Below are 15,041 nucleotides of genomic sequence, written 5' to 3'. Positions count from 1 at the left end.
TTATTTTTTAAAATGGATGAATTGTTTTTTTATTTTCCAGTGTTAAATCAAGAAGTTTTCCGTGTGTTTGTGGCTTTCTATTAGTATAGTAATGCCCTGAAATTTTGAATGTTTTTTTAACTTCTATTAGTTTTAAAACAGTTGTGCCGTAATAACCATTCCAGCGTTCATTACCTTCGTTGAAATAATTGTAGATGATTTCGTAATGTTGTCTGTCTTTGGTTAACCGTACTCCGATGATTTCACTGTTCGATTTTGAAGATTTTTTTTTGGCGGCATCATAGTAAAAAGAATTGATTATGATTTTACTTCCTGTTTGATGAATAATCATCGTAAGGAGTAATTTGGTGTCAAATTCTTTACACTTCCCTTTTTTACCAATAGGTTGCAAACGATATCCTAATTGCTCTCCTTTGTACGTTCCTGAAAAATCTTTGACTGTAAACATCCAGGAAAATGGTGGATATTTCCATAAGTAACGATCAATAATTTCAAGAAGTAATGCGATTGATCCAAAGCCTAAAATAGAATATCCGTAATGATTACTGTATTGATTGGTTAGGTAAATTGCTAAAAGTATAATTGCAACAATAAATATTACTGCTGGATATTTATAATATGTAAAGTAATTTTTAGGCATATTGTTATTTTAAAATGGGTGTCTTACTTCTGAACTCACTTTTTTTAATCCTATAAACATTCCTCTTGCATGAAATTTTCGATTATCGTAATAACCTCCTTCTAGGCAATATCCAGAACCTTGTTTAATATATTTTAATACTACTGTTTCGTGGTGTCCACCATTTTCAAGAATACCAATATCTCCATGTAAACATGTTAGGATATAGTGACATCCATCAGCAGTTTTGGTAACAGACACCTGCGCGTCTTCTGATTTTGAAGATTTACCATCATTAGTATTGTAGTAAAAAAAGTTTGCTTTGATGTCACTTCCCGTTTGATGAATGATAATTTTTAATTGAAGATGCTCTCTGTATTCTCTATATATCTTTTTATTTTCGTCATCTCTTTCGACTTCTTTTAAGATTATATTTTCTTGTGTGCCTTCGTACGTTCCAGAAAAATCTTCAACCGTAAACATCCAAGAAAAAAGTGGTGATTTCCACAGAATTCTATCTACAATTTCCAGATACCCAAACAAGCATGAAGCTATGACAAATGGAATGATGATAATTTCAATTGATAATATCGCTGTAAACGAGGTTAAAATGAGAATTAAAATTACTGCTCTAGCCTTGTAATAGGTAAAATAGTCTTTCTGAATAAGCAATAGCAATGTCACAACAAATGCCATTACTGTTATGATAGATGGATTTTCTTGAGGTTTTGATTTTTCTTTCATCGTTGCTTTTTAGTTAAGATTATTTATCAACCTTTACTAATTGCTTAATCATTTTTAGAAACATATCTCTTTCAGGAGACCATACTAATGGACGTTTTGACTCTAGACCAAATTCTACTTCAAGTGTCTCTTTTAGCAAATCATAATGATTTTCGTTGTCTATTTCAATTCCTTGAAAATGTTTGAATACACCTTTTATTTTTCCTAATTCGAAAGGTGTAATTGCTACCGAGATTTGTTTTTTGGTTTTTATCCACGCTGCTCCCATTTCAATTAAACACATTGGCGAATCGTAAAAGTTATCAGATAACATAAAAATTACCATAACATCTTCATTTAAACGTGTTTCAATCTCATCGATAAAATTACTTCCCAATGGCGTTCCATAACCTGGTAGTGAGGTGCAGAATATGTTTTCGGGAGGAATTCCAATCGCTTTTAGTATGTAAATAAAAGTGGTAACGACTTCCGCATCTTTACTCGAATGACTGATGAAGATTTTTTTGAGATGTTTTTTAGTAGATTTTGCCACAGATTTTCCTTTAATTTTTCCACGAACAACATAGTTTGAAGTGTCTATTTTCAAATCGTCCGCAATTAAGAGTAGTATTTCATCAGAAGCTGTAGCCAATATTTTTTTTATCTCTACTTGTGTGTAATCGTTTACAGTTTTATTCGCAATGCCATATCCGCCTAAAATAGCGACCATTTCTTTCATACTGTGACTTGTTTGTAGTGAGAAAAAAATATCTTGAATTAATCGGTGTTTTGTTACTGGATTCATAAGTTTTGTTGTTTAATAATAGTATTGAATGATGTATGCTGATTTTAGTTTGTATTTGAGTGATTTTGAAATTGGATACGAATCAATTTGCTCTAATATTTGCTTCGTTAATAGCTTATTCTGTTTTCTATCTCGTCGTATTTTACTAGAAAAGCACATAGTAATCAAACGATTAGATATGTTGTAAAAAAGAAGTCCTAGGAATACAAATACACCGACACCTTCTTCCATTCCTAATTCAAAAGAGGCATCTTTTAAGCTAGTTGACACTAAATTCCGCGACTTAGATGTACTTGTCCACTTTATGGTTAAAAAGATCAGTTTTGGAATTGTAAGTGCTATAAAATAATTGAATATTACATCTATCTTTATCATCATATTCTATCATTGATGACTAAATTTTTATAGTAAATTCCGAGTGGCGTAAGTTTACATGATTTACTTTTTTCGGCACATTCATCTAAAGATGTTATATTGTCTTCAGGAAGTAATAAACCGTTGGCATGATAAGCACGTAAATGAGACATTATTGTAGACAATCCGCTTTCTGACCCTACATGCTCAAGATAATTTTCAGAGAGCGGCAACCCATCTTTATCCTCAAAATATTCTGGAAGTTTTCGAAGTATTTTTAATGGAATTTTAGGATTGCAATTACGCAACGGAATCATTTTAGATACATGCGACTTAAATACTGGACGCTGTCTCCACGAGTTTAATACAATATCAACATAATTATATATCCTTGCCACATTTACTTTACCTAAAATATCGGTAGCTCCTCCTTGTAGAGCTTCATAAATTATTGTTGTGAATACTCCATAACCTCCACGCTCCATTGCATATTGAGAATCTTTGCTGGCGGTAAGGATTGAAACACCTTCACGCAATATGGCCTTCCGTACTCCGAGTTCTGAAAAATTACCTCCGCCTCCACTGTAACAACAATCTAATATAATGATGACTTCCATGGCTTTAGAATTGTTTGCCATTGTGATGACTTCACTTAGACTAACACCTTCGTTGAATTTTTCTGCATCTTGGGTAACCAAGTAGCTTCCAAGATTTGTAGATGCTCCATGTCCTGAGAAATAAAATAATGCTACATCAGTTTCATAGTTAAACAAATCGTGAAGCTTACTTTTTAAATTTACCATTGTAATCGTATGACGATCTGAATTAGATATCATCAATTTGCAGTCAAAATTTGGGTCGCCATTTTCATGTTTTGAAATGACTTCCTTCATACGATCAACATCAGGGATTGGACCTTTGAGAGGGTTTTTATCATAGTGATTAATACCAACAAGTAATGCTCTTCTCATATATTGACTCTTTTTAACATTCATACGTTTACAAATTTCTTTAATTTCACTACGTAAGAAAACATCAATATTAAGGAAGAAAAAAACTCCTCAAATTTGAGGAGTTTTGTATGTATTTAAATTTTGAAAAGTTTTAATCAATAATTCTTTTCTTAGATTACTATGTAGAATAACATTATAAGTATCCGTTCTCAACAGCATAACGGACTAGACCTAAAGAGCTTTTAACCCCTGTTTTTTCAATGAGATTTCTTCGATGTGTTTCTACAGTACTATTTGCGATGTTTAGTTTAGCAGAAATTTCAGAAGTTGTATGATCGCCAACGATTAAGCGTAAAACATCTTTCTCTCTTTTTGTGAATTGTATTGTTTTAGATTTGGGTTTTCGTACTGCGTCCAAGAGTACATTCAATACTTTTCCTTTTATGTATTCTTCTCCATTATTAATTGTTTCAAGTGCCTCAACAAATTCTTCTTTCCCTCTATTTTTTAATATATAGCCGTCAGCTCCAATTTCAAATAATTCATGGATAAATTCATCTCCATCGTGCATTGTTAAAATCAGTATTTTGATATATGGGTATTTTTTTTTGATGATTTTTGTAGTCTCTACTCCATTCATTTTTGGCATACTAATATCTAAGACAGCGATATTAACAGTGTTATTTTCAATCAATTTTAATGCTTCCTCTCCATCAGAGGCCTCTCCGACCACTTTAATATGTGGATGTGCAACTAACAAAGATTTCAGACCGTCGATTACAATCTGATGATCGTCAGCAATAATTATATTTAATTTCGTTTTTTGTTTCATACTCTATATTTACGTAGGTATTTCAATAGTTGTAGTAGTTCCATTTCCTTTGCTAGAATCTACTAAATAATATCCTTTCATCTCTCCAACTCGTGCTTTGATACTTTTTAGCCCCATACCTTCAAACTGGTTTTTTTGGGGATCAAAACCAACACCATTATCTGTGACCATGATATTTAAATCCTTTTCTCTTTTCAATATTTGTATCGTGACTTCTGTAGCTTTTGCATGCTTTATGATATTATTTAATAATTCTTGAACGATACGGTATAGGTGGATTTCAGTTGAATTATCCAATCGGTTATCCAAGCCATGAGCGAGGAGTTCTATGTTTAAAATTTTTGTTTCTTCAATTTTCTTTTTTAACTCTTTTAAAGCTGGCAACAACCCAAATTTGGTTAATGTTCCTGAAACCATGTTATGTGCTATTTTACGAACTGTTTCACAGGCTTCATCTAATAATTGATTGGCTTTTTCATATTGTGTTTTAGTTTCATTTTTGATCTTTTCTAGATCATCTTCTACAGATTTATAATGAATTTTCACAACAGACAACATACTTCCCAAACGATCATGAAGGTCTTTTGCTATGCGAGCACGTTCTTCTTCTTGTCCGCTTACCATGGTATTAATAGCTTTTCGTTCTTGCTCTTGTAGCATTTCTTCAAGTTTTTTTTCTTGTTGTTCGCGCTCTAATATTGCTTCTATTTTTTGTTGCTCGTAAGCTAGTTCTGCTATTTCTTTAGCATGTTTTAACTTCTTGTTTCGTAAAATGACAAAAAATAATATGACAATTGTAATCATTGCTATGAATAAAACTTGTAATCGCGCCATACTGGTAACAGCTTTACGTTCTGCAATATTTCTTTCAATTTCAATAGCATTTTTCGCAGCTTCCATTTTTCGTTTATCGTTTAAATAATGCAGCTCAAAACGATCAGTCTTTTTAATTTTTCGATTAATACTAGCCTTAACAAACTCACTTGAATCTCTATATGATAATGCTTTATGATATTCTCCAATATTTCTAAAATAATTAGACATTGATTGATATGTTTTTTGTAATAAAGAAGAATCCTTCAACTGATGTTGCAACACTAAACTTTTAGAAAAATTTTCTAACGCTTTATCTTGGTTACCTTTTGATACATATAAGTTTCCCAAATTATTGTAATTAACTGCAAGTCTCGAATAATCGTTGGCTTTTTTAAAGCTTTTTTGCGCCTTGTAATAATAAAAAAAAGCGCTATCGTACTGAGCATTTTTTTTATACACTGTAGCGAGATTGTGATATAAATCTGAAACATCTTTTATTCCATACTCAGGAGCTTTTTGTAAGGTCATTAAATAAGTCTTGATAGCTTTTTCGTCTTGCTGTAAGTAATCATATGACTGTCCAAGTAAAATCTTTGACCTATATACATCTTTGGATCTTTCTAAATTTTCAAATATGGATTTTGCTCTGAGAGCATTTTTTTGCATATCAATATAATTTCTTCTTTTTTTATCCAACTCCGCTATCTTAAAGTATATTCTGCCTAAACCAAGAGAATCCTTGGCTTTTTCAGCTAATTCGAAACTCTTCAAATAGTGTTTTAATGCTTCTGGATAAACTTCCATATCCTTGTATAAATCGGCCAAATTATAAGTTGGTTTAATAGCTGCCTTAAAATTTCTTTGCTTCTCAAACAATTTTCCGCTACTTAGATACGCATCAATTGCATAAACGTTCTTTTTTTGACCTTCAAAAAATATTCCGAGTTCATTATAAGCTCTTGCAATTCCATGATTATATTTTTCTTTCTCAGCTCTATCCAGTGCTTCTTTTAAATATCTTTCAGCGTCCTTCATATGGTTCTGATAACGTGCCATTTTTCCTAAAAGATTTAACGCCTCAACTTCTCCTATACCGTACTGTAAATCTTTACTCAATTTTAAACCTTGTAAAGCATATAGAATACCCACAGAATCCTTTACTCTTCGTAATTCATATGCTAAATTATATAGAGTTTTAATTTTTTCTATATTATCTTGTAAAGACAGAATATGCTTCATACTGTCTATTCTAGAATTATTTTGAGTAAAAGCATTAAAAGGAATTACACAAATACTGAGTAATAGGATATAGCGGATAAAATTCATACTATTAGTAATTTTTTTAAATGGCACAAACGCACTGAAAGGCTTTACTTCTCTAAAAATAAGTAAAGCCTTTCTAATATTTAAACTTTTTAATTCAAATCTAAAAAGCTTGTGGTCTTACTTCATCTTCATCTTCTTCATTTGGATCTGGCTTTGGTTTTTTAGGATCTACTGTTTCATCACCATCTCCTGGTCTTGGAGTATCTATTGAGAAGGATGCAATAGTTTCTTTATACTCATCTTTAAATTCATTGTTAATTGTTAGTGTTTTCATATAAAATATTAATTGATTTACACAAAATTCAATGAAAATTAGCTTGGAAACAATCGTTAATATTAAGTGTTTTTTACTCCTTAATATTGTGGATGATGAATTCATTCCTGAAAAACAGTTACCTGATCTTTATTAATAGCGATAGTCAATTGAGATTCTTTTATCTCATCATAATAAATCTCTACTTCTTTAAACTCATTACCAATTTGAATGGTAGTTTTTGATGGTTTCATATTTTATGTTTTAGGGTTTTCATAAATATCCATCAAAAATGTACTCCACACAATACTTAATAATACGTATTTTTTCATCGTTAGTATTAATGATTATTCTCTAAAACAATTCTGAAAATCACCTCTCACAACCATAAAAACATCTTGTATCTTTCTTTTTAAAATGTTAATAAAAAGTTAAAATTCACTTATGTAAAAACCTTTTCCTCTCCCACAACGTAAGTATGTTGTATTTGAGTTTTAACCAAAACTGTTGCAAACCAAACAGTTTCTATAAACAAAATTCAAATCAACAAAAACTAATATAAACCAATATCAAATAAAATGAGAGAAAAAACTACCCTTTTCATTGCGCTCATAGGTGCAATATTCACCACTACATTTTCATACGGTCAGCTTGTGACGAGCGGCTTAGACGATGGATCAGACGGAACACTGAGACAAGAAATCGCAGATACTCCTGCTGGAGGAACAATAACATTTGCGCCTTCAGTAACGACTATTAACTTAAATGCTGAATTGGCAATAAATAAAGAATTGACAATAAACGGAACAGTAGGAACAACAGTTACTATTGATGCTGGAAACAACGGAAGAATCTTTAATGTTACTAGCGGACCATTTACAATAAATGATCTAACTCTTACTAACGGATTAGCTGCAGATGGAGGTGCAATTTATATTACAAATGCGACAATCACAATAAACACTTCCATCATTACAAACAATATTGCCAATGGAGCTTCTGGTTCTGGTGGTGGAATTTTTAATGATGTAGGAGGTATATTAATTGTTAATAATTCTGAAATTTCATCAAATGTTGCAAACAGAGCTGGTGGTGGAATTGAAGATAACTCTGGAGCAGGATTAGGAATAACATTAGTAAACGTAACACTAGATAATAACAACGCAGGTGTTGCGCCTGCTACTGCTGCACCTGGAAACGGTGGAGGTTTACACATTACTGGACCTGGCGATATCAACATCACAGGTGGAACAGTAAATGGAAACGTTGCTGCCTCAGAAGGTGGTGGTTTATGGAACGGTACAGGAATCATGACGGTTGATGGAACTACCATTGATGGTAATACTGCAAGCGGAAACACAGCTACCGAAGGTGGTGGTGGAATCTTCGCTTTGCCTAACGGAACAGTAAATGTTACAAATGGAGCGACAATATCGAACAACATCGCAGACGGAACTTCAGGTTCTGGTGGTGGAATCATGATAGATGCAGCTTCATTAAGTGTAATGAATTCTTCAATCACAGGAAACAGAGCAAATAGAGCTGGTGGTGGAATCGAAGTAAATGCAGGTTCAGGAACTATCTCGCTAACAAATACAACATTAAATAATAATAATGCTGGTGTTGCGCCTGCTACTGCTGCACCTGGAAATGGTGGTGGTTTACATATCACAGGGATGCAAGACATTACAATCTCTGGTGGAACTTCCAATGGAAACGTTGCCGCTAATGAAGGTGGTGGACTTTGGAATGGTTCGGGAGTAATGACAATTACAGACCATACGGTAGATGGAAACACTGCTTCAGGAAATGATATGACTACACCAGGAGCTGCTGGTGGAGGTGGAATCTACAACGAAGGCGGAACGGTTGATCTTTCTGGTACAACTGCAATCACAAACAATGTTGCAGACGGAGCACAATCTACAGGTGGTGGAATTTTAAATGCTGCTGGAACGCTAACAGCTAACGGAATTTCTATCATCGACAATACCTCCAACCGTGCAGGTGGTGGAATTGAAACAAATGGCGGTGGCGCTGTTACTTTAACAAACGTTAACTTAAACTCAAATGATACTGGAGTCGTAACTGGAGCTGGAGCACCAGGAAACGGTGGAGGTTTACACGTAAGTGGAAACAGTACAATAAATATCACAGGAGGAACTGTAAACATGAATACTGCTGCTTCTGAAGGTGGTGGATTATGGAACGGTACAGGAATCATGACGGTTGATGGAACTACCATTGATGGAAACACCGCAAGCGGAAACACAGCTACCGAAGGTGGTGGTGGAATCTTCGCTTTGCCTAACGGAACAGTAAATATTACAAACGGAGCGACAATCTCTAACAACATCGCAGACGGAACTTCGGGTTCTGGTGGTGGAATCATGGTAGATGCAGCTTCATTAAGTGTAATGAATTCTTCAATCACAGGAAACAGAGCTAACAGAGCTGGTGGTGGAATCGAAGTAAATGCAGGTTCAGGAACTATCTCTTTAACAAATACAATATTAAACAACAACAACGCAGGTGTTGCGCCTGCTACTGCCGCACCTGGAAATGGTGGCGGTTTACACATCACAGGTATGCAAGACATCAACATCACAGGAGGAACTGTAAACGGAAACGTTGCTGCCTCAGAAGGTGGTGGTTTATGGAACGGTACAGGAATCATGACGGTTGATGGAACTACCATCGATGGAAACACCGCAAGCGGAAACACAGCTACTGAAGGTGGTGGTGGAATCTTCGCTTTGCCTAACGGAACAGTAAATATTACAAACGGAGCGACAATCTCTAACAACATCGCAGACGGAACTTCAGGTTCTGGTGGTGGAATCATGGTCGATGCAGCTTCATTAAGTGTAATGAATTCTTCAATCACAGGAAACAGAGCTAACAGAGCTGGTGGCGGAATCGAAATAAATGCAGGTTCAGGAACTATCTCGCTAACAAATACAACATTAAACAACAACAACGCTGGTGTTGCACCCGCAGTAGCCGCACCTGGAAGCGGTGGTGGTTTGCACATCACAGGTATGCAAGACATCACAATCTCTGGTGGAACTTCCAATGGAAACGTTGCCGCTAACGAAGGTGGTGGACTTTGGAATGGTTCTGGAGTAATGACAGTTACAGACCATACGGTAGATGGAAATACTGCTTCAGGAAATGATATGACTACACCTGGAGCTGCTGGTGGAGGTGGAATCTACAACGAAGGTGGAACGGTTGATCTTTCTGGAACAACTGCAATCACAAACAATGTTGCTGACGGAGCACAATCTACAGGTGGTGGAATTTTAAATGCTGCTGGAACACTAACAGCTAATGGAATTTCTATCATCGACAATACTTCCAACCGTGCAGGTGGTGGAATTGAAACAAATGGCGGTGGCGCTGTTACTTTAACAAACGTTAACTTAAACTCAAATGATACTGGAGTCGTAACTGGAGCTGGAGCACCTGGAAATGGTGGAGGTTTACACGTAAGTGGAAACAGTACAATAAATATCACAGGAGGAACTGTAAACATGAATACTGCTGCTTCAGAAGGTGGAGGATTATGGAATGGTACAGGAATCATGACGGTTGATGGAACTACCATCGATGGAAACACCGCAAGCGGAAACACAGCTACTGAAGGTGGTGGTGGAATCTTTGCTTTGCCTAACGGAACAGTAAACGTTACAAACGGAGCAACAATCTCTAATAACATTGCAGACGGAACTTCAGGTTCTGGTGGTGGAATCATGGTGGATGCAGCTTCATTAAGTGTGATGAATTCTTCAATCACAGGAAACAGAGCTAACAGAGCTGGTGGTGGAATCGAAGTAAATGCAGGTTCAGGAACTATCTCTTTAACAAATACAACATTAAACAATAACAACGCTGGTGTTGCACCCGCAGTAGCCGCACCTGGAAGCGGTGGTGGTTTGCACATCACAGGGATGCAAGACATCACAATCTCTGGTGGAACTTCTAATGGAAATGTTGCCGCTAATGAAGGTGGTGGACTTTGGAATGGTTCTGGAGTAATGACAGTTACAGACCATACGGTAGATGGAAACACTGCATCAGGAAATGATATGACTACACCGGGAGCTGCTGGTGGAGGTGGAATCTACAATGAAGGCGGAACGGTTGATCTTTCTGGAACAACTGCAATCACAAACAATGTTGCTGACGGAGCACAATCTACAGGTGGCGGAATTTTAAATGCTGCTGGAACACTAACAGCAAATGGAATTTCTATCATAGACAATACTTCCAACCGTGCAGGTGGTGGAATTGAAAGTAACGGAGGTGGAACAGTTACCTTAACAAGTGTTAATTTAAACTCAAATGACACAGGAGTTGTTACTGGTGCTGGAGCGCCAGGAAATGGTGGAGGAATGCACATTAGTGGTTCTTCTGGAATTGTAAACATTACAGAAAGTACTGTTTCTTCAAATACAGCCGCTAATGAAGGTGGTGGATTGTGGAATCAGAATGGAGTTACGATGACAGTTACTACTTCTACAGTAGACAATAATACTGCTGCAGAAGGTGCTGGAATTTACAATAATACAGGAAGTATTACCGTAGTAACTAGAAGTACCATTTCTAGTAATATGGCTTCTGTTTCTGGTGGTGGATTAACAAACAATGGTGCAAGTCTTGACCTAAATGCAGTAACCGTAGCAATGAATTCTTCAACTGGAAATGCTGGAGGAATCAATGCGGTAAACAATGTATCTCTAAAAAATACGATTGTAGCAAACAATACTGCTGCTTCTGGAGCTGATGTAGACGGTACATTTACTTCAAACGACTATAACTTAATTGGAAGTGATGACTTAAACGTATTTACGCCGCAAGCAAATGATCTTGAAGGTGTTGATCCTGCATTAGGTCCATTACAAGACAATGGCGGAACTACATTGACGCACGCATTAATGAATCCTTCGCCAGCAGTAAATACAGGTGATCCAGCTGATACTTTTGACGATCAAATTGGACAAGCTGTATTTGGAACAACAAGAGACATTGGAGCTTTTGAAGGACAATTTATATTGTCTGTAGAAGATTTCTTCAACGAAAACAGTTTTACAATGTATCCAAATCCTTCAAGTAACGGAATTTTAAATATCACATTAGATAATTCAGTTTCTGGACAAATAGACATACAAATCGTATCAACGTCTGGACAAACCATACGCAAGCAAACGCTAGTTGCTGGTAATAATAAAATTGCCTTAAACAATATCGCATCAGGAATGTATATTGTAAATATTACTACAGACAACAGTTCAGCTTCTAAAAAATTAATTATCAATTAATACGATAATAGTTTTAGTAATTAGTTAACGATGAAAAGGGAAATTGCTTTACAGTAATTTCCTTTTTTTTATTTTGAAAAAACTACAAATTCACTCAATGCAGGTTATCATACTGTAACATCTGCAATTTTTTATATACAGATACTATATAAATTCTTTATATTTAAAGATTACTTTAAAAAATGATTGTTTCTGCCCAAAACGAAAACTATATTTTAAAGTAATTATTTTAAACAAATACAGATAAAAAACTAACATTCATTAACAATAAACACAGTAGTATATGGCTGACGAATTTGACTTGCTAGAAACTTCAGGAGCACAACAAGAACAAAAATCAAACGATAAAGTAGATTGGGGAAAAGCGATCGACCAAATGAAGTCGAAATTAGCGCAGGAAGACAGTCCAGAAGTACGTCAAAAAATATTAAATGCAACATTAGACAATGTTGTTGATATGGCAGAAAAAGACCGAACTTCTTTACTAGATGCCATTAAAGATTTAACTGATTACCAAGACGAAGTAGGAATTATTTTTGAGCGTTTTTCTACCTTAAATGATGAAGAACAACGCGTTATTGATAATGCCGTAAAAGAATTAGAAAAAGCGCAACGTGAATACCAAGAAGCGTTAGACAAGCCAGATACTTGGTGGAACAATCTTTGGGGACGAAAATCTAGAATAAAAAGAGAAAAGCAAGAACTAGATCAAGCGCAAAAGGACAGAAAGTTTGCAGATTCAAAAGCAAAAGAAATGTTCCAAAAGCGTATTGAAAGTTCGGATACAGAAACGCTATTAAAAGAACTTTCCTTTAAAAGTCAAGCTGCTGTAAAACGATTAAAAGATCGTGAAGTAGAAATCAAAGAAGTAGAAGACAAACTACAGGTTGCCATCGTAGAAGCGAGTAAAAACCATACAAAAGCTCTAGAGAAAAAGAAAGAAACGGAAGAAAAACTAGAAGCCGAAAAAGCATTGCTAAGTCAGGCGCGACAAGAATTGGAAGAAATTGTAGACAAACAATCTACTGACTATTCTGAAACGCTCGCAAAAATCACAAAACTAGAACAAAAAGTAGAAGAATTAGACGGTTTGCGAACTGCCTACATCACTCTTGCGGCAAGTAAAGACAGTTTTGTACACAAACATAACTTAACGATAAAAGTACTGACTTCATTACGTAGTAACTTACAAACACACAGAGCCAAACTAAAATCAGACACGGAAGAACGTATTCGTTATTATGATGGTTATGTAGTTGCTTTAAAAGCTAGAACCGATCAGGAATTTGCTGCAATTTTAGAACATTTAGGGATCAAAACCGATGAAAAAATTGGAGAAACACTAGCAGCAATGTACACCGCAAGCTCAAAAGCACGTCAAGATATGATGGAAAACATTCCGGTGCACGAAAAAGTGATGAAAGGAATTTACAGCAGTTATGCAGAATCATTACAGGAAATTCGTGAAAAAGATGTAGAAATCCGCAAAAACTTCGCTGATCGTTACGGAATTGACATGAAAGAATTATTCGAAGAATACTATAAAAACAACGAAAATCCATCTACAGGTGATCCTAGTGGAGACGACGCTCCTAGTGGAGATCCTACTCCTACAAACGATGGTGGTTCGGATGATTTGTTAGGGTAATTCTTAACACTTCATATTTTTCGATTTCGCATGAAGGATTGAGGCGACATCCTTTTTTATTTTTGAAACGTCATTACGAGGAGTTTGCGACGAAGTAATCTGCTTCTCTAGAAACAGATGGCTTTTATACATCTAAAATTTTCCTCGCAATGACGCAATTCAAAAAAAGATACAGCCGAAAGCCTGACCGCCAATTTGTAATTGGTGGACATGCCCAAAAAATAGTAATCACAAAAACAATATTGTTTTTATGTCCTTAAACGAAATTACAACACCTTTAGATGCTGCTACACTCGATTCGGAAGCACAATATGAACTTTATTACAGCATGGTAAAGCATGTGTTGGACGAATTTGAAATTAATTTAGTCGAATGGAATCACTATCGCATTTGCACTAAAGAAGAACTGAAATCGCTTGAAAACTATTGCAAACGACTCGCGTTTTCGCTAAAAGCGATGCAATTAAAATATCGTTTTGATGAAGAACGTATGAAAGTCGATCTCACGGAATCAGGGTTTCCAAACTATTTAGAACTTCGTTACATTCATAGTGATTTGGACTTAAAGGAAGAATTTAAAACTAAATTTCCAAGCGCTGAGGAATTCAAAGACAAATTCATCAAACAACTCATGGTAAGCAAACAACATGTGAGCAAGCGCGATTTATTTGAAGCTTCTTCTTCGCAGTATTACAATATGATTCAGGAAGAAAAAATCTTTCAAAAATTTGTGCTTGGAGAAATTAAAAAAACCAAAAGTACGTTTGCAACCTATGTGCTCGATTGGGCTTTTTATGACGTAACGCTCAACAGACCGTTTATCTGTTTTATGTATTTCGATTTTAAACCTGACCCGAAGATTGCAGAAGAAATTTATTCGACAATTAAAGACTGTGCCGATCGTTATCAGGATTTAGACAATATGGCGTATATGATTGACAAACGCCTAAAATATGTGCATCCGCGAAAAATAAAACGTGTCGATTTGGGAATTTTACACAGCATATTTTCAAAGGACGATCACGAAATTACACATGCATTACTCAAAGCTATTGCACAAAAAGACGTTACGCTCAATTCGTTTTCGCTGACAACAACCGTAGAAACGATCAATGCCGTAAGTTCATCAAAAGTAAGTAATGATCTACTATCATTCAAAAAACAAGAAATTCAAGTTTGGAGTGAAGTTGTAAAACACAAATACATTTTGGCGCCACACAGAGTCATACAATTACTCTACGGAAAAATTCCTGAAACCATCATTCACTTGCATCATGAACCTTTTGAAGTAGAAGAATTGCCAGAGAATTGAATTTGAAACTGAACTTGAAAAATTGAAACAACCCACAACCCACAACCCACAACCCACAACCCACAACTCACAACCC

12 protein-coding genes are annotated in these 15,041 nt (G+C 35.4%); 3 read left to right on the top strand and 9 right to left on the bottom strand.

The window, feature by feature from the left end:
* Nucleotides 1–7: 7 nt before the first annotated feature.
* The 9 genes from KAOT1_RS19940 to KAOT1_RS23700 form a co-directional block, all read right to left on the bottom strand.
* The gene (locus KAOT1_RS19940; protein WP_007096712.1) at nt 8–640 is read right to left on the bottom strand and encodes a Cap15 family cyclic dinucleotide receptor domain-containing protein; all 633 of its coding nucleotides are present in this window, start codon (nt 638–640) and stop codon (nt 8–10) included.
* A gap of 9 nt (nt 641–649) precedes the next feature.
* Nucleotides 650–1,363 carry a hypothetical protein gene (locus KAOT1_RS19935; RefSeq protein WP_007096711.1) on the bottom strand — a complete coding sequence of 238 codons (714 nt, stop codon included), beginning with the start codon at nt 1,361–1,363 and terminating at the stop codon, nt 650–652.
* 19 nt (nt 1,364–1,382) lie between these two features.
* Nucleotides 1,383–2,147 carry a toll/interleukin-1 receptor domain-containing protein gene (locus tag KAOT1_RS22170; protein WP_007096710.1) on the bottom strand — a complete coding sequence of 255 codons (765 nt, stop codon included), beginning with the start codon at nt 2,145–2,147 and terminating at the stop codon, nt 1,383–1,385.
* Between the two features lie 12 nt (nt 2,148–2,159).
* Nucleotides 2,160–2,525: a hypothetical protein gene (locus tag KAOT1_RS19925; protein ID WP_007096709.1), complete on the bottom strand. Its 366-nt coding sequence runs from the start codon at nt 2,523–2,525 to the stop codon at nt 2,160–2,162.
* A complete protein-coding gene (locus KAOT1_RS19920) occupies nt 2,522–3,472 on the bottom strand; it encodes a caspase family protein (RefSeq protein WP_007096708.1) in 951 nt (316 codons plus the stop codon). Before KAOT1_RS19920 ends, KAOT1_RS19925 begins: the two co-directional genes overlap by 4 nt.
* Before the next feature lie 175 nt (nt 3,473–3,647).
* Complete coding sequence (locus KAOT1_RS19915; RefSeq protein ID WP_007096707.1) at nt 3,648–4,286, bottom strand: response regulator transcription factor; 639 nt, start codon at nt 4,284–4,286, stop codon at nt 3,648–3,650.
* 9 nt (nt 4,287–4,295) lie between these two features.
* Nucleotides 4,296–6,428, bottom strand: a complete 2,133-nt coding sequence (locus KAOT1_RS19910) for a tetratricopeptide repeat-containing sensor histidine kinase (RefSeq protein WP_083777330.1) — start codon at nt 6,426–6,428, stop codon at nt 4,296–4,298.
* Between the two features lie 100 nt (nt 6,429–6,528).
* On the bottom strand, nt 6,529–6,702 hold the full coding sequence (locus KAOT1_RS23125) for a hypothetical protein (RefSeq protein WP_007096705.1): 174 nt from the start codon (nt 6,700–6,702) through the stop codon (nt 6,529–6,531).
* A 101-nt stretch (nt 6,703–6,803) separates the two neighbouring features.
* Complete coding sequence (locus KAOT1_RS23700) at nt 6,804–6,935, bottom strand: hypothetical protein (RefSeq protein WP_007096704.1); 132 nt, start codon at nt 6,933–6,935, stop codon at nt 6,804–6,806.
* 324 nt (nt 6,936–7,259) lie between these two features.
* On the opposite strand from KAOT1_RS23700, the gene KAOT1_RS19905 reads away from it, so the two are divergent.
* From KAOT1_RS19905 to KAOT1_RS19895, 3 genes are all read left to right on the top strand, one after another.
* On the top strand, nt 7,260–12,005 hold the full coding sequence (locus KAOT1_RS19905; protein ID WP_007096703.1) for a beta strand repeat-containing protein: 4,746 nt from the start codon (nt 7,260–7,262) through the stop codon (nt 12,003–12,005).
* 283 nt (nt 12,006–12,288) lie between these two features.
* Complete coding sequence (locus KAOT1_RS19900) at nt 12,289–13,653, top strand: coiled-coil domain-containing protein (RefSeq protein WP_007096702.1); 1,365 nt, start codon at nt 12,289–12,291, stop codon at nt 13,651–13,653.
* Between the two features lie 250 nt (nt 13,654–13,903).
* Entirely contained in the window at nt 13,904–14,965 is a 1,062-nt protein-coding gene (locus KAOT1_RS19895) for a hypothetical protein (protein WP_007096701.1), read from the top strand.
* The last annotated feature ends 76 nt before the right edge of the window (nt 14,966–15,041 follow it).

This window comes from Kordia algicida OT-1 (assembly GCF_000154725.1).
In the GTDB taxonomy this organism is placed as follows: domain Bacteria; phylum Bacteroidota; class Bacteroidia; order Flavobacteriales; family Flavobacteriaceae; genus Kordia; species Kordia algicida.
The sequence above is the reverse complement of the archived record's forward strand: the minus strand, read 5'-3'. Positions and strand labels throughout refer to the sequence as shown.